Below are 20,051 nucleotides of genomic sequence, written 5' to 3'. Positions count from 1 at the left end.
GATTTTCATATGAAGAAATATAATATTCCTGTCGAGGCGACCTTAGAGGTTATCGGCGGCAAATGGAAAGTCGTTATTCTTTGCCACTTAACGAAAGGTACAAAGAGAACGAGTGAACTAAAACGGTTAATGCCTGGTATTACACAAAAGATGTTAACACAGCAATTACGTGAGTTAGAAGTAGACGGGGTTATTCAAAGAAAGGTATACAATCAAGTACCGCCAAAAGTAGAATATTCGCTTACTGACTACGGATGGTCTTTAGAATCCATTCTCGATTCTCTTTGTACTTGGGGCGAATGCCATCTTGAAAAAAACGGTAACACATCGATGCTACTTACAGAGGATGAACAATAAAAAAGGAAAAAATGAACATAAATTTGTCCGTTTTTTCCTTTTTTCATTTATATATATGTACATTTTTAAGATAGATAAAATAATTTATGCGCTTTCATTCCTTGTCATTACTAGGTTACAGGCTCAATATCAAATAATTAGGAATCATTTTTATGTTAACATACGTGTATATAGTATATAATATAGGATATATATTATATACACTTTCCGATAAGGGAACTTTCCATTATGCGGACAAGCCATGTATCGGACAGTTCATAAATAATAGGTAAGACGTTATGGTTTTAAATTTATGTTTTCAGCTTACTTGCTGTCATAAATTTAAAGGCATTTTATTGTGTTTTGTGAAACTTTGTATAAAGTTTCATAACCGTTTACTATCTTTCCTATCAAAAATAAGAGTATTGCTATCGTAAAGGAGAATTGGAGATGCCAGAAACTATGACTCAAACAAAGCCAGAACAAGAAACTGTACAAATTTCTGCTAGCCAAGGACAACTTGATGTACTTGATCAGTTGTTAAAACCTGAGGTACAAGAATCATTAACAACACTAGTAGAACAGCTTCCAAAATTAACTGAGCTTGTTAACATTTTAACTAAGTCTTATGACTTCGCTCAAACTGTTGCTACTGATGAAGTATTAAAAAACGACACTGTTAGCGCAATCCAAGAACTTGTAGAACCTGTAAAAGATACAGTGAAAAGCATGGCTGCAACTGCTATCGAAGCGAAAGATCGTGCTGATGAAAGCAATGAAGTTATCGGCCTGTTCGGTCTATTAAAATTACTAAAAGACCCACAAGCACAAAAAATGTTCCGCTTTGTGAACGCATACCTTCAAATTAGTGCAGAACGTAATAATAAATAATTTAACTTATAACAACAATTAGTAAAGACGGGGGATAACATACTATGTCAAAACAAATTGTCATCTTAGGCGCTGGTTATGGCGGTCTTCTTGCCGCTTTAAACGTACGTAAATACTACAGCAAATCAGAAGCACAAGTTACAGTGATCAACCAATATCCAACACACCAAATCATCACTGAACTACACCGCCTTGCAGCTGGTAACGTTGCTGAGCAAGCAATTGCAATGCCACTTACAAAGCTTTTCAAAGGTAAAGACATCGATCTTAAAATTGCAACAGTTGAGTCATTCTCAGTTGATAGCAAAGAAATCAAACTAGCTGGTGGCACTACGCTATCTTACGATGCACTTGTAGTTGCTTTAGGAAGTAAAACTGCTTACTTCGGTATTCCAGGACTAGAAGAAAACAGCATGGTATTAAAATCTGCTGCTGATGCAAACAAAATCTACAAACACGTTGAAGACCGTATTGGTGAATACGCGAAAACGAAAAACGAAGCTGATGCTACAATCGTAATCGGTGGTGGCGGATTAACTGGCGTTGAGCTAGTTGGTGAGCTTGCTGACATTATGCCTAAACTTGCAAAAAGCCACGGCGTAAATCCAAAAGAAGTTAAACTTCTTCTTGTTGAAGCAGGTCCGAAAATCCTTCCAGTATTACCAGACCACTTAATCGAACGTGCAACTGCTAGCTTAGAAGCACGCGGTGTTACATTCTTAACAGGTCTTCCTGTAACAAACGTTGCTGGTAATGAAATCGACTTAAAAGACGGTCAAAAAATCGTTGCTAACACATTCGTTTGGACAGGCGGCGTACAAGGTAACCCATTAATTGGTGAATCAGGTCTTGAAGTAAACCGCGGTCGTGCAACAGTTGATGCACACCTACAATCTACTTCTCACAAAGACGTATTCGTTGCTGGAGACAGCGCTGTTGTCTTCGCTGCAGACGGTCGTCCATACCCACCAACTGCACAAATCGCTTGGCAAATGGGTGAGTTAATTGGATACAACTTATACGCAGCACTAGAAGGCAAAGCATTCGAAGAGTTCGCACCTATCAACTCTGGAACACTTGCTAGTCTAGGACGTAAAGATGCTGTTGCTACAATCGGAGCAAGCAATACTCCACTTAAAGGTTTACCAGCATCATTAATGAAAGAAGCAAGTAACGTTCGTTACTTATCACATATTAAAGGTCTATTCAGCTTAGCTTACTAATCTGAATATAAGCCCGAATCATGCCCTGCATGGTTCGGGCTATTTTTATCCCGCTATTTGCCGGGCAGTAAAACTCCCACCTCACAATTTCGGCTGGAGCAAAGAAGTTAGGTGGGAGCCCTGCTGCCCGTAAACGCCCGATTGGTGAAGGCTAATAATCAGTGGGGATGAACAAAACCCCCACTGATTAAAGTTTCACTTTATCCGTAATTTTCTCTAACTTATTTATTCGGCAGAAGAATAATATAACCCTCTTTAATTATCGAAATATACTGACTTTTTTGTGTCGAAATTGTGTATATGAAAAGAGCGGAAGTAGATATCAGCCCTACTTCCACTCTTTCACAAAACTATTCTCCCAATTTCACTAAACTGTAGTTCTTCTTTCCTTTACGAATAATAATAAACCTTCCATCAAATGAATTTTGGACAGTAACATCAGTACCTACATCCGTTACCTTTTCACCATTCATAGATATAGCCCCGTTATTAATATCTTCACGCGCTTGACGTCTAGAAGGTTCAATTCCTAAATCAACTAACCACTCTACAATGTTTTTCGTCTCTTTTGAAGACTGGAATGTCGGCATCTCTTTAAATCCTTGTTCAATTTCATCAGCTGTTAACAATTTAATATCTCCGCTAAATAACGCTGCTGTAATTTTCACAGCCTGCAAAAGTGCTTCTTCTCCATGAACGAATTTCGTCATTTCTTCTGCTAATACTTTTTGCGCTTCACGTTTATGAGGCTCTGTTTCTACCTTCGCTGCTAATTCATCAATTCTCTCTTTCGTTAAGAACGTAAAGTATTTCAAGTATTTAATTACATCACGGTCATCTGTATTCACCCAGAACTGGTAAAATTCAAACGGTGTTGTTTTTTCTGGATCAAGCCAAATAGCACCACCTGCTGATTTACCGAATTTCGTACCATCCGATTTTAATAATAACGGAATTGTTAGCCCGAATACTTTCGCCTCGTGGCCTTCTAATTTACGAATTAAATCTAAACCACTCGTAATATTTCCCCATTGATCACTACCACCGATTTGCAATTGAACATCTTCTTCTTTGTATAAATGATGGAAGTCCATTGCTTGCAAGATTTGGTACGTGAACTCTGTAAATGAAATTCCTGTATCTAAACGACTTGCGACAATATCTTTTGCTAACATGCTATTTATGCTAAAGTTTTTTCCGTAATCACGTAAAAACTCGATAATATTTATTTTATGTGTCCAGTCATAATTATTTACCATCTTCACTTCGCTATTCCCGCCGAAGTCAAATAGCTTTTTCATTTGCGCTGTTAACGCATCTACATTATGCTGCACTACTTCTAACGTTTGCAATTGACGCTCTGATTGACGACCACTCGGATCACCAATTGTTCCTGTTGCCCCGCCGATTAAAATAACCGGATGATGGCCAGCTAATTGAAATCTCTTCATCATCATAAACGGAATCAAATGCCCGATATGCATACTATCACCAGTCGGATCCACTCCGCAGTATAGTGAAATCTTTTTCTCTTCTACTAACTTACGTAAACCTTCTTCATCTGTCTGTTGATTCACAGCACCGCGCCATTCTAATTCATCGATAATATTCATCTCTTGCCATCCCCTTTATTTTTTTAAAAACAAAAAAGCCCCTATGTCTACGATAGACATAGGGACGATTATTCACCGTGTTACCACCCAGTTTGCATAAATAGCATAGCTATTCATACCACTCTTAGCAATAATATCGATTGCTATTCCGCTTAGCATTACCTAAGATACTCCAGAGTGTAATTCACAAGTTTGTTTGTGCTAGGTTCCAGCAACCCCTAGCTCTCTTTGATAACAGTGACAAACTGCTACTGGTCTCTTTCAGCGTATATTTTATTTGTTAAATTATTAGCCATTATATTGAATCGAAAACGACTTGTCAACAATATCCAAATATTATTTCGAAATAATTCATATTTTTATACGTTTTTATTCAAAGGTTACTGTAGATCTTCTCCAATAATCCTTACTTCTCGCTCTAATTTCACACCAAATTTTTCTTCAACAGTTGTTTGTACGAAATGAATTAAATCAATATAATCTTGTGCAGTTCCGTTATCAACATTCACCATAAATCCAGCGTGTTTTAAAGAAACTTCAACTCCCCCAATCCGCTTACCTTGCAGCCCTGACTCTTGAATAAGCTTACCCGCAAAATTATTTGGTGGGCGTTTAAATACACTGCCACATGAAGGATACTCTAACGGTTGTTTTGATTCACGCTTAAACGTTAAATCATCCATTTTTTCTTTGATTTCTTCACGCACACCTTCTTCAAGTTCAAACTTCGCTTCAAGAATAATGTAATGATTGTTCGCAAATACACTCTTACGATATCCAAATTCAAATGCATCTTTCGTTAAAGTGCATAGCTCTCCATCACCTGTCATTACAACTGCTTCTGTTAATACATAAGCTACTTCACCGCCATATGCACCAGCATTCATATATAATGCTCCACCAACTGAACCTGGAATACCACAAGCAAACTCAAGTCCTGTTAAATTGTGATCCAATGCAATTCGTGACACATCAATAATCGCTGCACCACACCCCGCAACAATCGTTGTCCCCGTTACAGTAACACCTGTAATATGAATTAAACTTACTGTAATCCCGCGAAGACCACCGTCTTTAATAATGACATTCGAACCGTTTCCTAAAAACGTAACTGGGATCTTGTGTTGATTCGCATACTTTATGACTTCTTGAATTTCAACATAATTTGTAGGCGCAACGAACACATCTGCTTTTCCGCCAACTTTAATATGCGTATGATTCTTCAGCATTTCATCTTGCTTCACATGACCTTCAGGCAATACTGTACTTAAATATTTATAAACCTCGTGCATATTCATTTTACGATTCCTCTATTTCTATAATCTTTTTATCCCGCTATCCACAGGCCCATAATATCCCCACATAACAATGCGCTACAAATAAAAAGCCCAAGTGGTGGATAAAGTGTACATAAAGCACACCTATAAACCTCTTAAATTATAAGAGGTTCCACTCATATTAAAATATATATCGCATAATAAAGCAACCCAAATGGGCTACTAAACTTGACATGTAACCATATAGACAACAATTTGTAAAATATATAGGTTTTTCAAAGCAATACCCTTCAATATCTTACTATACCATACGAAAGAAAAGTGGTATTTTTTTGTAATTTTTACTTTATTTTCATCAATAAAAAAAGAGCACATCCCACAGAATGTGCCCTTTCTATACTTTTTAATTTATTTTTCGTTCTCTTCTTTTTCCTTATCAAACCATAACAGCTCATCATCATCAACTTCACCATTATAATTGATTAGAATCTCTTCGCCCGCTTTTATATCTTTGAAAGCAAAGAAGTTAAACGTATGATTCTCAAAGACAATATCATACGTTGCATTCGGATTATATGCATGATTAAATAACATGCCGTACCCTAAAAGGAATGCCGTATGATTTACCCCATACTCAAATGCATAGTCAGCAAGTAACGTTTTCTCAATGTGTTCATGTTGTTCATTCGGATAAGAGATAACTGGTGCTGAGTGTATCAACTCACCCTTTTTAATATCACGAGTTGCAAATACACCTCTATTAAATTCTCCATCACTAAGTTCAGAAGTCTTAACTTCAATCATATGTGTCACCTATATATTTCTTTCTTCGAAGTATTTTTCTCCTTAAGCTTGGCAGAAAACGCGGAGAAAAGCAATTAAATTCCTACCAAGTGGTCGTTTAAATGCAAAAGAGCACATCATTTGCGCTCTTTTAAATTGAAATTGTTTTTCTAAAATATTCTTTAACGACTCCACTTGCTAATTAACCGCATGTGACAGCCTTTAAGCTATTACTTTCTACACTTATACATACCAATTATTTCAGTTTAAATACCGCACTAACTGGGTTATGATCACTATTTTCAAACTTTAAGTCTTTGCCTTGTACATTTACAATCTCGACATTCGGTGAAACGATAAAGCCATCAATAATAGTGACAAAGTTTTCACCTTCCACATATTTCTTCACATCATCCCTTACCGTCATAACAGATGGATCTACAGCCCATTGAAATCCTCCGTCTGCAAAGTCCTTTGGTAACTCTACTAGCCATTCAGGACGCTCTTTCACAAACTTAGGATCACTCAATTGGACATTAGAAAGTAACTGGTTCCAATCTCCACCTAATATGACGTAATCACCGTTTTGATAACACTTGTTCATATATTCTTTTAAATACTCTGCTTGTTGCTTTCTAATTTTTCCGCCCTCATCATAAGCAGATAAATGTACGTTTACGAGCCTAACATACTTCCCATTATTAACAGGGATTTTATGTTCAACAATCGCTCGATCTAAATCGAATAAACGCTTCGGCCAAGGCTCCATTCCTGGTAGTTGGAACCGCGTTGCTGTTTGAACTGTGTATTTAGAAAATGTACTTAATCCGCCCTCAGCATATCCCAGCGGTTTTGTGACTGGGACAGGAACCCACTTAGTATCGTAGTTCTTCCCAAATGAAGAAGCATAATCAGGTAATCCTTTTTTCAAAAGCTCATGTTCATTTACATCAAATGATCGGTGGGATTTTATATCAACTTCTTGCAATAACGTAAAATCGCTATTCTCATTTTGTAAAAATGAAAGCATATTTTTCAAGTTCACTTCAGTCTGTTCTTTACTACTCGAACCAGAACCCTTTCCTCCGTCCATAAAGAAGTCTTGATCCTTATCTAATCCAGCATACCCAATATTAAATGTTGTAACTTTAAATTCATTTCCTTGCTGCAGTACACGCTCTTTATTATTTTCAACCTTTACGTCTACAACATTCGCTGGTTGTTCTTTTGTAAGTGTCATATAAGCTAAAAAGCCACCTAGAATACTAGCTACTATTAAAATAAATATTAATACTATTTTAAAAAATTTCTTCAAAACACATGACCCCTTTTTTGTAAAATAACATTTCATTTTCTGTATTTTCAGTTAAATTAAGACAGATTAAAGACTCAAGAAATATTTTACCATAAAGAAAACTTCATATCATTATATTTAGCTAACAAATAATCGTTGTACCCCTCACTGCAATTATCTTGAAACTCAATCGTAACATTTAAGAAGGCAGGACTATAAAGCAATTACAATCCACAACAGAGAAATTGCAACTTCAAAGAATATACAGATCCTACTTTTCGTTAACATATTTATTGGTAATCCAAAATAATATTTAGTACACTATAAAGTGAAACTTTAATCAGTGGGGGATGAACAAAACCCCCACTGATTATTAGTTGAACCAATCGGGCATTTACAGGCAGCCCGACTCCCACCTAACTTCTTTGCTCCAGCTGAATTTTGAGGTGGGAGCTTTACTGCCCGCAAATAGCGGGATAAATAGAACTTATAGGCGATGGAGTTCGCCGTAAATGCGAATTAGCTAATGACTCCTACCAGTATGACTACTGGTAGGAGTCTATTTTTTTTGAGTAAACTATTAGAGAGGTGAAGAAATTGAAATATATTATTGTTGGCATAGCTGGTATATTAGGAGCTCTTTCCCGTTATTATTTAGGTTTTACTATCGATACGCTTTGGCATCATTCATTACCACTCGCTACATTAACGATTAACTTAATTGGCTGTTTCTTACTTGCTTTGCTAACCACCTATGTCGCTCGGCTAAACATCTTATCTTCCGAAGTTATTACAGGGATTGGCACCGGATTTATCGGTTCATTTACGACATTTTCAACATTCAGCGTAGAAACTATACAGTTAATCAGTCATTCCTATTTTGATATCGCATTTTTATATGTATCATGCAGTATGCTAGGCGGTCTAATTATGTCTGGGCTTGGCTATAAACTTGGAGATTTTTTACTACAAAAACACCTTGAGGAAGGTGAAATATCATGATTAACGCTTTATTAGTAGCAACAGGGGGATTCTTCGGTGCCATTACACGATTTGCAATTAGTAATTGGTTTAAAGAAAGAAATAAAACTTCATTTCCAATTGCTACATTCCTCATTAATATAACGGGAGCATTTTTACTCGGATATATAATTGGCAAAGGGATAACTACAAGCTGGAAATTATTATTAGGCACAGGATTTATGGGCGCCTTCACTACATTTTCAACGTTTAAATTAGAGTCTGTTCAGCTTTTCAGCCGCAAAAACTTTGGCGTACTGTTTCTATATTTAAGTGCTACTTATATGACCGGTATCATCTTCGCATTCCTTGGGATGAAGTTAGGTGGAATATAAAAAAGCGACTCTTATCAGTCGCTTTCTTTCATAAAAAGTATGTCCCGCCATATGGAATTGAAAATAAACCAGCTGGATACACATCATAATGTATATTTTGCACAGGAAGCTGTGAATACGACATATACTGACTCTGCATCATTTGCGCTACTTGTGCTTGTTGTTGCATTTGAACAGCCTGATGCACTGCCTGAACTGTCATCTGTGCCCCGGCCACTGTAATAGCTGGCCCTACTTGTCTTCCATAATAAAAATAATGGTTCATCATTATTCAGCTCACTTTTTATTTTTCTTCCATATCGTATGTCTCTATTTCATTGTAAGTGTTTTATCCCGCTATTTGTGGGCAGTAAAACGCCCGATTGGTGCGGGCTAATAATCAGTGGCGGATGAACATCCCCCCCACTGATTATAGTTTCACTTTATCGCGCTTGCTTTTTTCGAAACATCGAGAAAATAGCCACGAACAAAATCGCAATAATTCCAGTAAAAACAAATAAATAAGCTAATGGAATTAAGAAAAATGGTTCCACTAAAGTTCCATCTGGCTTCACTTCGGAACCAATTATATTAAACATAATTATACATAACACTCCTAAAAATATCGGACTAGAAGCTAATAAATATTTTTTCTTCATCATAATCCCTCCTTTTTATACTCTAAAATGTCACCTGGCTGACACTCTAAAACTTCACATATCTTCTCTAAAGTTGAGAATTTAATTGCTTTTGCTTTTCCATTTTTTAATATCGAGACATTCGCCATTGTAATTCCTAATTTCTCGGATAACTCTGTCACACTCATTTTTCTTTTCACTAACATTACATCGAGATTTACTATAATCGTCATACCAGAGCACCTCAAATCGTTAAGTCGTTATCATCTTTTATTTCACTTGCTTTTCTAATTAAATGAGAAAGCAAGGAAGTAAAAATCGATATAACGACTGAGAAGAATAAAATAAGTAATAGAATAACTAAAATGCTCGTATGATAACTTCCAGCTGCGAAAATATATAGTAATGCTCCGATATATATAACACCTTCAGTCACAGATAAAATACTAATCCTCTTTAATCGATTCGCATTTTTTACAGTAAAGGCTTTGTGTGAGGCAATATCTGAACATATTTTCCATCCTAAAAATAAAGCGCTAAAAAATGGAATTCCTGTGATCCAAATGAACAGTACGAATGGCTTATATAGTCCCTTCAAATTTTCTGAAACTAACAATACCGCTCTTCCCGTTTCTGGCCCAATATATATGCAGAACAATAAACCAAAACATCCGCAAAGAATGATAATTAACTTTAACCATAATGACAATTCGTTTTGTTTCACAAAAATCCCCTCCTGAACTAACAGCATTTATCTATTGCTGTTTTTTCAACTTTGAAGTGATAAATCCAATTAGCAACACACCAATACCACTAAAGAACAATAGGTAGCTTACTGGTACTAGGAAAAAGAAAGGTTCTACAAGAAGCCCATTATCCGCCACTTTACTAGTTGTACCGTGCATTAATAAACAGGTAACTCCTAACGATATTAGTACGATAGCTAATAAAAGTTTATTTTTCATAATATATTCTCCTTTAATTTCACAATTAATTTTTTCGCATTCCTTTTATTACCCTCATAATAAGCCGCACCACATTTTAAGTCAACAACTATTTATCGTTTTGCGATAAATAGTTGTTGACTTAAATAGCAAAAAGACTATAGACAATCATTGTCTATAGCCTCTTCACTCTAAAATATTCTTTTTGGAACATACACATTCTTATCGCATTATGGTAGTTGCCATCAACGAAGAACTCATCTTGCAACTCACCTTCTACTATAAATCCGACCTTTTTATAAACGTGTACAGCTTTTTCATTCTCTTTATCGACAACTAAATATATTTTATGCATATTTAATACGGAAAAAGCGTAATCCATTGCTAAACGCGTTGCATCAGCTGCATAACCGTAACCTTGGTAACTCGGATCAATAATAATTTGGAATTCAGTTCTACGGTGAATATAATCGATTTCTACTAATTCGACCAATCCCACCATCTCATGATCTTTCTCAACGATAAATCGGCGCTCACTTTGATCATGAATATGTTTATCATATAAATCCTGCAATTCCACAAATGCCTCATACGGCTCTTCAAACCAATACGACATAATATGTGCATTATTATTAAGTTCGTGTACAAACTTTAAATCTTCCCGTTCTAAAGGACGTAATTTTAATTCCTTACTCATTTCTATAACCTCCAAGTAAAATAACCTCTTCACTTAATTTCTCATTTTTTTTAGATTTCAAACGTCCTACTTACATTGTAAACTTTCAAGTAACTTGAAGGTCAAGATGTAAAAATAGTGCAAACAAAAGTCTGCACTACTACTCTTTCTTCAAATCCCTCATATTGGATATGTATAAAGCAATGACTAAAACAAGAATAGACCCTGCATATAACAACGTCTCCATCGGTTCATCGTGAGACACGATAATTAATCGAATTAAAGCCGTAATCCCGATATAAATAAAATACCGTAACGGAAAATGATAATTCGATTTAAAATACTTAATAATTAATGCGATAAACTCGAAGTATAAGAAGTAGACAATGATGCTTTCAACTAATTTATACGGTGTGTATTTCTTCGCTGAAAATATGTATTGAATAAAAGTAATCGTCTCATTAATTAAAAAGATAGATAAGACAATGGATAATATGATTAGAGCTATATTTAATATCCACTGCAAGACACTAGCAATAAAATGATCGATGTTAAATGATTTCATTTTCTCTTTAAACTCCCCTTCGTATAAGTACTTGTTCATTATAGCAAACTTACAATTATAGGAGTGTTAAATCAAATATGATCGTCCTCTTTCACTATCACCATTAGGATATCTTTGCTTAATATAGTTGCCTCCCCAATCGCAAAGTACTTTTAAAACTTCTTTTAATGATTGTCCCTGTTTCGTAAGAGAATCCTCAACTTTCGGTGGTACTTGATTGTATACTTTTCTAGACACAAGCCCATCTTTTTCAAGCCCTTTCAATTACTCAGTAAGCATTTTTTGCGTAATACCAGTTATCAATCGTTTTAACTCGCCCGTTAATGCGGGATAAAAATCAAACGACTTTATTATCTCTATACAAATAGGGATTAGCAAATAATGTTACTATAACCTCAAAAAAAGAAATCTTATTTTAACTTTCCTATCGATAGGTTAACACGATAATTCCCATACTTTAATAGTCTCCCCAGAAAGTTATCCAATTCTTCATTAGAAGCAAAATGTGTTTTTAATAAATAACATCCCTCACCACTTATACGATGCACTTCAGAAATTCCTTCTTCTCCTTGAAAGAAATTCATAAACTCTTGATGATTAGCTGTTGTTACAAACAAAGTAACAACTGCAGTCACTATTTGTCCTAATTTGATTCGGTTTATTGCAATTGTATATTGCTCAATAATCCCTAAATCCTCTAATCTTCGAATTCGATTTCCTACAGCCTGCCCCGTCATGTGTATTTTTTGACCAAGTTCTTTCCATTGCATTCTTGAGTTCTCTCCTAATAATTTCAGTATCTCAAAATCTGTTTGATCAATGATATAAACCAATCCTTTCACCGTGAAAGTAGAAAGCCAGAAAGTGTTTCGCCAACTTATTCTGCTTATCGATACAATTCACTATACTTAGTTTATCCTCTTACATCACATTATTTATCAGTTATATTCACTTATAACACAGAGGACGCAACAAAAAAATACATCTAGATTTAAAGGAGGTTACAAATATGTTATTACAAGAAATTTTAGAGCACAATGAACAATTTGTAGAAAATAAGGAATACGCTCCTCGTGAAGCGACAAAAATGCCTCAAAAACGTATGGTTGTTGTTTCTTGCATGGATGCTCGTTTAATTGAGCTACTTCCAAAAGCTTTAGATATACACGATGGTGATGCAAAAGTTATCAGAAATGCAGGTGGTAAGATTGCTTCTCCTTTCGATAGTGTTATGCAAAGTGTTGTAGCATCAGTATATGATTTAAATGCAGATGAAATCTTCCTTATCGGACACCATAGATGTGGTGCGAGTCAAACTAATCCAAAAGGAACACTTCAAAAAATATTAGATCGTGGAGTAGCTTCACCAGAAATTTTATCAGCGATTGAATATGCTGGTGTTGACCTTAAAAAATGGTTATTTGGATTCGATGATGTCTGCGATTCAACTCAAGCTAATGTTGATTTAGTAAGAAATCATCCACTTATTCCAAAAGATGTTCCTGTACATGGTTTAGTTATTGATCCTCACACAGGTAAATTAGATTTAGTAGTTGATGGATATAAAGCATTAAATGGTATGAAAAATTAATTATTATTACTTAAATGGAAGGAAGTTATTAGATATGAATAGACAAGAAGCTACGCAAAAAATTATGGAAGCAAAAATTGCAAAAGGTTTAACATGGGAAGAAATTTCAAAGGTAAGTGAAAACTCTGAGACTTGGGTTGTAACAGCGTTATTAGGACAAGCTACAATGACACGTTCAGAAGCAGAAAAAATCGGTAAACTATTAGAATTAGATGAAGAAGTAGTTCAAGCATTAACAGTAGTTCCACTTAGAGGTCAAGTAATGCAAATGCCTCCTACTGACCCAATCTTATATCGATTATATGAAATGATGTTACAATACGCACCAACTCTTAGAGAATTAATCCTAGAAAAAGCTGGCGAAGGTGTAATGAGTGCAATTAATTTCAATCTAGGTGTGGACACACAAGAAGATCCAAAAGGTGGCGATCCTCGTATCGTTATTACACTTAACGGGAAATTCTTACCATTCCGTACATGGTAATTAATCGAGAAACCTATCTATATAACTAAAATAATTTTATAGATTTAAAAAATCCATCCTTTTTAATCTAACTGTATAGAAAGGATGGATTTTTATTATGAGATTCTTTTTATACAAGGGAGAATAATATGAATAAAAAATACTTTGATACGAGCTTTAGTATTCTACAGTGGTTTGTGTTTTTATTAGCAAATGCAATTGCATTGCCTATCATTATTGGTGGCATATTCCATTTATCAATAGAAGATATCTCAACATTAATGCAACGAACTTTTTTAGTTGTAGGAGTAAGTTCATTTATACAAGCATGGCTTGGGCATCGCTATCCCATAGCGGATGGGCCAGCCGGTTCATGGGTAAGTATATTTGTCATATTGGGACAAGTCGCTATGCATCAGGGACAAAGTGCAAAGGATGTATTACAACTTTTAGAAGGCGGATTAATTATTGCAGGTATATTACTCTTCGTCCTTGGTATAACAGGGCTTGTGCATCGAATTCTACGTTTATTTACACCCTTGGTTACAGGCACTTTTCTTTTAATATTATCTCTTCAGCTTAGTGGTGTGTTACTAAAAGGAATGCTGGGATTACAAGGAGCTGTAACTCATCCTGATTATACAACGGCTACTATTGCGCTCTTTGTTTTTACCCTTATTACTTTCTTATCAATTAAAGGGAAAGGATGGATAAAAAGTTACGCTGTGTTACTTGGAATTTCATGTGGTTGGCTTTTGTATGCTGTATTAGGAAAATCATCTCATATGCCTTCACACACGCCGTTAGTTAAGTTACCAGAGCTATTTTCTTGGGGCACACCTAGATTCGATATCGGAATGGCTCTAACTGCAACTTTATTTACATTTCTTTTAGTTGCAAATACGATTGCTGCTATTTCGGCTGTAAAACAAGTGGCTCCGTTATCTAAAGAAAATGAAAAGCAAACACTGAACCGTGGTGTATGGGTCGGAGGTATATCACATGTTATCTCGTCGTTGTTCTCTACAATTGGAATTGTACCATTACCTGCATCAGCAGGATTTATTCAACTAACAGGACAAAGAAAAGTGAAGTCATTCCTTATAGCAAGCCTCATATTAGCAGGAATTTCTTTTATTCCCTTCATTGTAAGCTTTATATCCTTGCTACCAGGTCCTATTGCTAATGCCGCACTTTTAGCAACATTTGTCCAAGTAATAGGCATTTCATTTCAATCCATTTTACGTGAAGAATTAAATCAACGCCGATTAACTATATTAGGAATTTCATTATTAATCAGTTTGGGAATAATGTTTCTTCCAGAAAGTGCATTTAGCGGAATTCCTTCTTCCTTACAATATGTTTTAAGTAATGGATTACTTGTGGGTACCATGCTTGTCATTCTATTGGAACAGTTTTGGAAAGAGTAAAATTTGTGACTAAGTAAAAAAGCGCCCTGCTTACAGGGCGCCTTTTTATACCTAATGACTAATACTAGCAGTTGGGTATAATGTTGTTCCTCCAATTGAAACTTTTATTTCATTTGTTAATGGAACATTTTGTTCATTAATAATTGTTCTCCACCATTCCCATGCAAGACCAGTACATTCTCTTGCTACGATTTTTATATTTTTTGAATTTGGTGGAAGAGGGATAACTGTAGAGTAATGAGCCGTTTTGTCTTTGCCGCTACCATCCCATGTTTTATGTGTTAGTACTTCTTTACCATTTTGATCAAATGTGAATTCATCCCAAGATACATCAAATTGCGCAACGTAAGCACCGTAATGATCCAGTGTCATTTTAGCACTTGAATATTCTGTAGTTGTCGTCTCGATATAATCTGTATTGTTATGAACAGCAGCAGTTGCATTATCTTTTAAAAAAGTACTTGTATATGAAATTGGGTATGCTGGATTTTTAAGACTTAATTCAGCATTATCTTTAATGATATTTCGGATTTCATTGAAATCTTTAGTAACAACCTTGTTATGCGCTTTCGCATCTCCGCCTAATACTACAGCAGTAAAGGTACTTTCTTCAAAAATATCTTTGTACTGTCCATTCGTTTCGACGCTGTTATTCTTAAGTAAGGCTTTAAAAGCAGCTTGTACATCTTTGCTCTTAGATGTTGTTTCTAATTTTACATAAACAGTTCTACCATAAGCTACATTTGAGACCATAACAGGTGGGGCCGAATTACTTACACCTTTACGAGTTAACTCACCAAAAGTAACACTATTATCAAAAAGGTCGGATGGATTGTTAGGTAGTTCAGCACTTACGGTATAAAATATTTGCTTATATGCCGCTACCATCACTTTTTTCTCTCCATTTGCAATCGCATTAAAATCAATGTTTAGACTGTTATCAAGATATTTAGCGTTAACGTTAAGGGCACTTGCGATTTGTGATTTACTATAAACCATAGATTCTGTATACTGCATTCTTGCAGGTAACGTATGTGTTTTAGAATACTTTTCATTCCAAGTAGATACTAAATCATCTACTGCTCCAGCCACATTACCATATGTCGGATTTTGGACAGTAATTGTATTTTCTTTTCTCATGCCAGGTAAGTCTATACTAATATTCAAAGGCTTTCTCTTAGCCACTAATAAACTCGGTTGATTGTCTGCAAAAGCTTTATTTGCAAGTTGTACCGCTCCTGGATACGTACGATTCACCACAGAATCAATAATCGAAATATCGACTGGTGAAGTTGTAAGTGATTTTTTCTCGCGTTCCACTACTACAAATTTACCATTTGAATTGATACTTTCTTTCGGAACAAAACTCTCTACTTTATCACCATTTACAGCTAAAACCTCTTGATTATTATATTTAAGATTTGCTATACCAGTATCAATGCCACTAGCATTTTTGGTTACATCAGTTGCATTACCTACTTGTGTTTCTGCGAAGGAAATAGATGAATAATTAATAGTGCATAGACTAACTAATAAACACGCAAGGAACTTTCTTCTTTTAATTCTTTTCTTAATATTCAGAAAAATCACCCCGTTCTTTGTTTAGTAAGATATGATAATGATTGATAAATGCTAGCTAACTAATAAACCTACATAAATGCTTTCAAAAGTTCTTGAATTAACGGGATTACGCCACCTACAAATTTCAAAACTGCCATTGCGATTTCCATATTATTTCCTCCTTTTTTATTGCTACGAAAATGTGATTTATCTTTATGCCCTCATTATAGTGACCCCTTACACTTTTATCAATACACTCTTATATGCAATATTACATACAAAAAAAACAAGCTGAATTCTTATAAAAAGTTATACAGAGATAAATTTTCCGTTTGGTAAATACTTGAAAATACGAAGCGTTCCTTTGCATTTCATGAGTAATTTACAAGTTTATTGTTGGAAGCATCGCAGGACCGGAAGTAATGAAATACATGCAGGACTGTTACGAGCAGCCAGAAATATTAAGAGTTATCATGGGCAACCGCATTAAAAAAAGCTGCTGCCTATAAAATACAGACAGCAACTTCAACTAGAGTAGCTGGCATGATTTACACAAGCTACAGTATTTTTTGGACATACTCATTTTTCACATTTTGTAACTAATAAACAGCGATTGGCCCATAAGGACCATTGATAATTTCAATTTTCGTTTCAAAAATATCTGTTAAAATTGTTGGGTCCATAACCTCTTCTACTGTTCCAAAAGCAGCAATTTGTCCATCCTTCATAGCACAAATTTTATCCGAATATTTGGCTGCAAAATTTATGTCATGCATAACAGTCAAAATTGTTCTTCCAAATTCATTAGCTGCACGTCTCAAATGCTCCATCATTTGAACAGAACGAGCAACATCAAGGTTGTTCAGAGGCTCATCCAAAAGTACATACTCAGTCTCTTGGCACAATACCATCGCTACATATGCCCTTTGTCTTTGACCACCAGAAAGCTCATCTAAATATCTATTCTCTAAACTAGTTAAATCTAGAAAATCGATATATTTAGAAATAATAACTTCATCTTCTTTAGTTAATCTTCCCTTTGAATAAGGAAAGCGCCCAAATCCAACTAGTTGTCTAATAGTAAGCCTAGTTACAAAATGATTTTCTTGTCGCAATATAGTCAAAATTTTCGCTAGGTCTTTTGATTTGGATTCAGAAACATCCATGTTTGCTACCTGAATTTGACCTTCATCCATATCTAAGAGTCTTCCAATCATCAAAAGTGTCGTGGACTTTCCAGCGCCATTTGGTCCAATTAAAGAAGTAAAGCCCGCTTTTGGTATTTCAATATCCAAAGGTCCTATTTTTACCTTATCCGTATAGAACTTTTTAACATTATCAATTTTTATCATAAAGCCCTCTTCCTTAAAACTATAGTTAAGAATACTATTCCACCAAATAATTCAATAATAACTGAAACTACACCTTGAGCATGGAATACATGATACATTAAAAAGTATGCACTCGTCATTATCAAAAATCCTATAGCAAAAGCCATTGGGAAAATATATCTATGATCATAAGTTGACGCGGCCTGATAACTCAAAGTTGCCACTAAAAAGCCGTAGAAAGTAAGTGGCCCAATTAGAGCTGTTGAAATGGACATCAAAATAGCAACTAATACAAGCGTATAAATTACACTAGGTTGATATTTAACTCCAAAAGAAGTAGCAACATCCTTTCCTAGTGACAAAACATTCAAATTCTTAGAATGAGCAAAAATTAATACTGCTACAATTATGATCATAGGAATTACAATAGGAAAATATGCAGGATCTGCGTGATTAACAGAACCAAATAATTTCGCTTGTAAAATATCAAAATCTGAAGGTGCAAGTAGCTTTCTCATGAAAGTTGATACAGAATTTAGTCCAGTACCAATAATAATTCCAACTAAAAGCATAAGTTGTAAATTCCCATATTTACCGGAAAGCAACCATCCATAAAGTATCAAACTCATGAAGACCATAACAACAACTTGGAATACAAACGATCCAATTCCATTAAAATTTATTAATGCACTAGCACCAAAGAAGAATATTGTACTCGTATGAATTGCTGAATAAAGTGATTCGAAACCTAAAAGCGAAGGAGTAATAATCTTATTGTTCGTAATAGATTGGAAAGCAACTGTCGACAAGCTATGGCAAACTGCAGCAATAATCATCGCAACAATGGCTATTATCCTTCTCTTAACAACCGGGATAAAAGAAGGTGAATCTATCGGAACTGGATTGTTATAAACTAAAAGTCCATATGAAGAAAGGAGACCTAAAGCGATCAATGTTATCAGTACAATCCAATAACGTCTTGCTTCCTTCTTAGAACGAAAAGCGCTAGCTGATCTACTTTCATTATGAAGGCTAGAATCGATTTCGACATTTTCTTTATTTCTATAGTCTAATGTGATCATCGCAGCCTCCTTGGTTTTCTTTTTCTCAATAAAATAGTAATAAATACGACTGCTCCCACTGTTGCAAGTATTAAAGAAACAGGTACTTCAAAAGGCTTTATAATTGTTCGAGAAATGATGTCACAGGCAGTTATTGTCCCCATTCCGATCACACATACCCAAGGTAAATTACTCCTAAGATCATCTCCCCTAAACATTGAAACAATGTTTGGAACAATTAATCCCAAGAAAGGTAAGTTTCCAATAACAGCTGCAACAATTCCAACTGCAACAGAGATAAGGCCAGTCCCAAAAAGAACAATTCTATTGTAATTAACTCCAAGGCTTGTTGCGACATCTTCTCCTAGTCCAGCTAAAGTCAATCTATTAGCATACATAAAAATAAGCAAAGTAACGATAACAATCAGCCATAAATATTCATATCTTCCCACCTGAACGGTAGCAAATGAACCTACGAACCAAGTTTCAATACTTTGCGTCATTTGAAAAAGGAGTCCCAAAAAAGTAGACACTGCAGAAATAACTGCTCCAAGCATCAATCCAATAATCGGGACAATTAAAGACGAACGAAGTTTAACTCTTCTTAAAAATAAAAAGAAAATCATAGTTCCTATAAAAGAAAAAATGATTGCACCAGTCATTCTTTGAACTAACGTCGGGGCAGGAAATAATAAATATACAAAAAGCAGGCCTAAGCCTGACCATTCAATAGTCCCCGTTGTAGTAGGTTCAACAAAACGATTTTGTGTAATGAGTTGCATTACGAGCCCTGCCATCGCCATTGCAGCTCCAGTAAGCATTAATGCAACTGTTCTCGGAACACGAGTGATGAAAAACATCTCCATTCCGTCCTCTTGTCCACGTATATCATAAACTCCAGTAAACAGTGATATAATCCCTAAAATTATAACAACTATAATCGCTATTATAAAAGGTTTTGTCCATATTTTATTGTGATTATAAAACTGGGGTTGAGAAATATTCTCAACCCTAGAAATCATATTTTTTGACACTGTTTCG

General features: G+C 35.2%; 24 protein-coding genes, 1 pseudogene, 1 riboswitch and 1 other annotated feature. Of the genes and pseudogenes, 8 read left to right on the top strand and 17 right to left on the bottom strand.

Annotation, left to right across the window (positions count from 1 at the left end; translation table 11 throughout):
- Nucleotides 1-9: 9 nt before the first annotated feature.
- The 3 genes from ACE38F_RS03585 to ACE38F_RS03575 all read left to right on the top strand — a co-directional run bounded on the left by ACE38F_RS03585 (nucleotide 10) and on the right by ACE38F_RS03575 (nucleotide 2,450).
- Complete coding sequence (locus ACE38F_RS03585) at nucleotides 10-357, top strand: winged helix-turn-helix transcriptional regulator (protein ID WP_215554666.1); 348 nt, start codon at nucleotides 10-12, stop codon at nucleotides 355-357.
- A 429-nt stretch (nucleotides 358-786) separates the two neighbouring features.
- Nucleotides 787-1,227: a DUF1641 domain-containing protein gene (locus ACE38F_RS03580; RefSeq protein WP_070145413.1), complete on the top strand. Its 441-nt coding sequence runs from the start codon at nucleotides 787-789 to the stop codon at nucleotides 1,225-1,227.
- A 44-nt stretch (nucleotides 1,228-1,271) separates the two neighbouring features.
- The gene (locus ACE38F_RS03575) at nucleotides 1,272-2,450 is read left to right on the top strand and encodes an NAD(P)/FAD-dependent oxidoreductase (RefSeq protein ID WP_375370184.1); all 1,179 of its coding nucleotides are present in this window, start codon (nucleotides 1,272-1,274) and stop codon (nucleotides 2,448-2,450) included.
- Between the two features lie 350 nt (nucleotides 2,451-2,800).
- On the opposite strand, the gene tyrS is transcribed toward ACE38F_RS03575, so the two are convergent.
- The 4 genes from tyrS to ACE38F_RS03555 all read right to left on the bottom strand — a co-directional run bounded on the left by tyrS (nucleotide 2,801) and on the right by ACE38F_RS03555 (nucleotide 7,438).
- Nucleotides 2,801-4,063 carry a tyrosine--tRNA ligase gene (tyrS, locus tag ACE38F_RS03570; protein WP_375370185.1) on the bottom strand — a complete coding sequence of 421 codons (1,263 nt, stop codon included), beginning with the start codon at nucleotides 4,061-4,063 and terminating at the stop codon, nucleotides 2,801-2,803.
- A 57-nt stretch (nucleotides 4,064-4,120) separates the two neighbouring features.
- Nucleotides 4,121-4,337 (bottom strand) — a binding site (T-box leader).
- A 106-nt stretch (nucleotides 4,338-4,443) separates the two neighbouring features.
- Nucleotides 4,444-5,361, bottom strand: coding sequence for a UDP-N-acetylmuramate dehydrogenase (murB, locus tag ACE38F_RS03565; protein WP_375370186.1), 918 nt, complete (start codon nucleotides 5,359-5,361; stop codon nucleotides 4,444-4,446).
- A gap of 387 nt (nucleotides 5,362-5,748) precedes the next feature.
- Nucleotides 5,749-6,144: an SET domain-containing protein gene (locus ACE38F_RS03560; protein WP_341308064.1), complete on the bottom strand. Its 396-nt coding sequence runs from the start codon at nucleotides 6,142-6,144 to the stop codon at nucleotides 5,749-5,751.
- A gap of 235 nt (nucleotides 6,145-6,379) precedes the next feature.
- A complete protein-coding gene (locus ACE38F_RS03555) occupies nucleotides 6,380-7,438 on the bottom strand; it encodes an endonuclease/exonuclease/phosphatase family protein (protein WP_375370187.1) in 1,059 nt (352 codons plus the stop codon).
- 462 nt (nucleotides 7,439-7,900) lie between these two features.
- A riboswitch (Fluoride riboswitch) is annotated at nucleotides 7,901-7,960 on the top strand.
- A gap of 54 nt (nucleotides 7,961-8,014) precedes the next feature.
- Here ACE38F_RS03555 and crcB (ACE38F_RS03550) point away from each other — a divergent pair.
- Both crcB (ACE38F_RS03550) and crcB (ACE38F_RS03545) read left to right on the top strand, forming a co-directional pair.
- Nucleotides 8,015-8,419 carry a fluoride efflux transporter CrcB gene (crcB, locus tag ACE38F_RS03550; protein WP_375370253.1) on the top strand — a complete coding sequence of 135 codons (405 nt, stop codon included), beginning with the start codon at nucleotides 8,015-8,017 and terminating at the stop codon, nucleotides 8,417-8,419.
- Entirely contained in the window at nucleotides 8,416-8,772 is a 357-nt protein-coding gene (gene crcB / locus ACE38F_RS03545) for a fluoride efflux transporter CrcB (protein WP_375370188.1), read from the top strand. The genes crcB (ACE38F_RS03550) and crcB (ACE38F_RS03545) overlap by 4 nt, the downstream gene beginning before the upstream one ends.
- Nucleotides 8,773-8,800: 28 nt before the next feature.
- Here the strand turns inward: crcB (ACE38F_RS03545) and ACE38F_RS03540 are convergent, their stop codons facing one another.
- From ACE38F_RS03540 to ACE38F_RS03500, 9 genes and pseudogenes are all read right to left on the bottom strand, one after another.
- Nucleotides 8,801-9,040, bottom strand: coding sequence for a DUF3947 family protein (locus ACE38F_RS03540; protein WP_375370189.1), 240 nt, complete (start codon nucleotides 9,038-9,040; stop codon nucleotides 8,801-8,803).
- A gap of 154 nt (nucleotides 9,041-9,194) precedes the next feature.
- The gene (locus tag ACE38F_RS03535; RefSeq protein ID WP_215554674.1) at nucleotides 9,195-9,410 is read right to left on the bottom strand and encodes a DUF3955 domain-containing protein; all 216 of its coding nucleotides are present in this window, start codon (nucleotides 9,408-9,410) and stop codon (nucleotides 9,195-9,197) included.
- The gene (locus tag ACE38F_RS03530; RefSeq protein ID WP_375370190.1) at nucleotides 9,410-9,622 is read right to left on the bottom strand and encodes a helix-turn-helix domain-containing protein; all 213 of its coding nucleotides are present in this window, start codon (nucleotides 9,620-9,622) and stop codon (nucleotides 9,410-9,412) included. The genes ACE38F_RS03535 and ACE38F_RS03530 overlap by 1 nt, the downstream gene beginning before the upstream one ends.
- 11 nt (nucleotides 9,623-9,633) lie before the next feature.
- The gene (locus ACE38F_RS03525; RefSeq protein ID WP_375370191.1) at nucleotides 9,634-10,113 is read right to left on the bottom strand and encodes a DUF2975 domain-containing protein; all 480 of its coding nucleotides are present in this window, start codon (nucleotides 10,111-10,113) and stop codon (nucleotides 9,634-9,636) included.
- A gap of 31 nt (nucleotides 10,114-10,144) precedes the next feature.
- Nucleotides 10,145-10,354, bottom strand: coding sequence for a DUF3955 domain-containing protein (locus ACE38F_RS03520; RefSeq protein ID WP_375370192.1), 210 nt, complete (start codon nucleotides 10,352-10,354; stop codon nucleotides 10,145-10,147).
- Between the two features lie 154 nt (nucleotides 10,355-10,508).
- Nucleotides 10,509-11,030: a spermidine N1-acetyltransferase gene (speG, locus tag ACE38F_RS03515; protein ID WP_215554678.1), complete on the bottom strand. Its 522-nt coding sequence runs from the start codon at nucleotides 11,028-11,030 to the stop codon at nucleotides 10,509-10,511.
- Between the two features lie 139 nt (nucleotides 11,031-11,169).
- Nucleotides 11,170-11,574 (bottom strand): phosphate-starvation-inducible protein PsiE, encoded by a 405-nt coding sequence (psiE, locus tag ACE38F_RS03510; protein WP_215554679.1) that lies wholly within the window; start codon nucleotides 11,572-11,574, stop codon nucleotides 11,170-11,172.
- Between the two features lie 66 nt (nucleotides 11,575-11,640).
- A pseudogene (locus ACE38F_RS03505) lies at nucleotides 11,641-11,904 on the bottom strand (winged helix-turn-helix transcriptional regulator); the annotation flags it as partial.
- A gap of 80 nt (nucleotides 11,905-11,984) precedes the next feature.
- On the bottom strand, nucleotides 11,985-12,416 hold the full coding sequence (locus ACE38F_RS03500) for an Lrp/AsnC family transcriptional regulator (RefSeq protein WP_375370193.1): 432 nt from the start codon (nucleotides 12,414-12,416) through the stop codon (nucleotides 11,985-11,987).
- A 167-nt stretch (nucleotides 12,417-12,583) separates the two neighbouring features.
- Between ACE38F_RS03500 and ACE38F_RS03495 the strand changes: the two genes are divergently transcribed.
- The 3 genes from ACE38F_RS03495 (at nucleotide 12,584) to ACE38F_RS03485 (ending at nucleotide 15,058) form a co-directional block, all read left to right on the top strand.
- Nucleotides 12,584-13,165 (top strand): beta-class carbonic anhydrase, encoded by a 582-nt coding sequence (locus ACE38F_RS03495; protein WP_215554680.1) that lies wholly within the window; start codon nucleotides 12,584-12,586, stop codon nucleotides 13,163-13,165.
- Nucleotides 13,166-13,199: 34 nt separating this feature from the next.
- Nucleotides 13,200-13,649, top strand: coding sequence for a cyanase (gene cynS, locus ACE38F_RS03490; RefSeq protein WP_002159925.1), 450 nt, complete (start codon nucleotides 13,200-13,202; stop codon nucleotides 13,647-13,649).
- Between the two features lie 128 nt (nucleotides 13,650-13,777).
- Nucleotides 13,778-15,058 carry a purine/pyrimidine permease gene (locus tag ACE38F_RS03485; protein WP_215554681.1) on the top strand — a complete coding sequence of 427 codons (1,281 nt, stop codon included), beginning with the start codon at nucleotides 13,778-13,780 and terminating at the stop codon, nucleotides 15,056-15,058.
- A gap of 51 nt (nucleotides 15,059-15,109) precedes the next feature.
- On the opposite strand, the gene alo is transcribed toward ACE38F_RS03485, so the two are convergent.
- The 4 genes from alo to ACE38F_RS03465 form a co-directional block, all read right to left on the bottom strand.
- The gene (gene alo, locus ACE38F_RS03480; RefSeq protein WP_375370194.1) at nucleotides 15,110-16,648 is read right to left on the bottom strand and encodes an anthrolysin O/cereolysin O family cholesterol-dependent cytolysin Alo; all 1,539 of its coding nucleotides are present in this window, start codon (nucleotides 16,646-16,648) and stop codon (nucleotides 15,110-15,112) included.
- Nucleotides 16,649-17,217: 569 nt separating this feature from the next.
- The gene (locus ACE38F_RS03475; RefSeq protein WP_000590055.1) at nucleotides 17,218-17,970 is read right to left on the bottom strand and encodes an iron ABC transporter ATP-binding protein; all 753 of its coding nucleotides are present in this window, start codon (nucleotides 17,968-17,970) and stop codon (nucleotides 17,218-17,220) included.
- Entirely contained in the window at nucleotides 17,967-19,031 is a 1,065-nt protein-coding gene (locus tag ACE38F_RS03470) for an iron chelate uptake ABC transporter family permease subunit (protein ID WP_375370195.1), read from the bottom strand. The genes ACE38F_RS03475 and ACE38F_RS03470 overlap by 4 nt, the downstream gene beginning before the upstream one ends.
- A complete protein-coding gene (locus tag ACE38F_RS03465; protein WP_002166486.1) occupies nucleotides 19,028-20,044 on the bottom strand; it encodes an ABC transporter permease in 1,017 nt (338 codons plus the stop codon). Before ACE38F_RS03465 ends, ACE38F_RS03470 begins: the two co-directional genes overlap by 4 nt.
- Nucleotides 20,045-20,051: the final 7 nt, after the last annotated feature.

The sequence above is a fragment of the Bacillus altaicus genome, from assembly GCF_042136375.2.
In the GTDB taxonomy this organism is placed as follows: Bacteria; Bacillota; Bacilli; order Bacillales; family Bacillaceae_G; genus Bacillus_A; species Bacillus_A cereus_U.
This window is presented reverse-complemented; position numbering and strand designations above follow the sequence as displayed.

Coding starts and splice junctions, on each gene's coding strand:
- ACE38F_RS03585 (WP_215554666.1), top strand. CDS start 10: ATGAAGAAATATAATATTCCTGTCGAGGCGACCTTAGAGGTTATCGGC.
- ACE38F_RS03580 (WP_070145413.1), top strand. CDS start 787: ATGCCAGAAACTATGACTCAAACAAAGCCAGAACAAGAAACTGTACAA.
- ACE38F_RS03575 (WP_375370184.1), top strand. CDS start 1,272: ATGTCAAAACAAATTGTCATCTTAGGCGCTGGTTATGGCGGTCTTCTT.
- tyrS (WP_375370185.1), bottom strand. CDS start 4,063: ATGAATATTATCGATGAATTAGAATGGCGCGGTGCTGTGAATCAACAG.
- murB (WP_375370186.1), bottom strand. CDS start 5,361: ATGAATATGCACGAGGTTTATAAATATTTAAGTACAGTATTGCCTGAA.
- ACE38F_RS03560 (WP_341308064.1), bottom strand. CDS start 6,144: ATGATTGAAGTTAAGACTTCTGAACTTAGTGATGGAGAATTTAATAGA.
- crcB (WP_375370188.1), top strand. CDS start 8,416: ATGATTAACGCTTTATTAGTAGCAACAGGGGGATTCTTCGGTGCCATT.
- ACE38F_RS03540 (WP_375370189.1), bottom strand. CDS start 9,040: ATGATGAACCATTATTTTTATTATGGAAGACAAGTAGGGCCAGCTATT.
- ACE38F_RS03535 (WP_215554674.1), bottom strand. CDS start 9,410: ATGAAGAAAAAATATTTATTAGCTTCTAGTCCGATATTTTTAGGAGTG.
- ACE38F_RS03530 (WP_375370190.1), bottom strand. CDS start 9,622: ATGACGATTATAGTAAATCTCGATGTAATGTTAGTGAAAAGAAAAATG.
- ACE38F_RS03520 (WP_375370192.1), bottom strand. CDS start 10,354: ATGAAAAATAAACTTTTATTAGCTATCGTACTAATATCGTTAGGAGTT.
- speG (WP_215554678.1), bottom strand. CDS start 11,030: ATGAGTAAGGAATTAAAATTACGTCCTTTAGAACGGGAAGATTTAAAG.
- psiE (WP_215554679.1), bottom strand. CDS start 11,574: ATGAAATCATTTAACATCGATCATTTTATTGCTAGTGTCTTGCAGTGG.
- ACE38F_RS03495 (WP_215554680.1), top strand. CDS start 12,584: ATGTTATTACAAGAAATTTTAGAGCACAATGAACAATTTGTAGAAAAT.
- cynS (WP_002159925.1), top strand. CDS start 13,200: ATGAATAGACAAGAAGCTACGCAAAAAATTATGGAAGCAAAAATTGCA.
- ACE38F_RS03485 (WP_215554681.1), top strand. CDS start 13,778: ATGAATAAAAAATACTTTGATACGAGCTTTAGTATTCTACAGTGGTTT.
- ACE38F_RS03475 (WP_000590055.1), bottom strand. CDS start 17,970: ATGATAAAAATTGATAATGTTAAAAAGTTCTATACGGATAAGGTAAAA.
- ACE38F_RS03470 (WP_375370195.1), bottom strand. CDS start 19,031: ATGATCACATTAGACTATAGAAATAAAGAAAATGTCGAAATCGATTCT.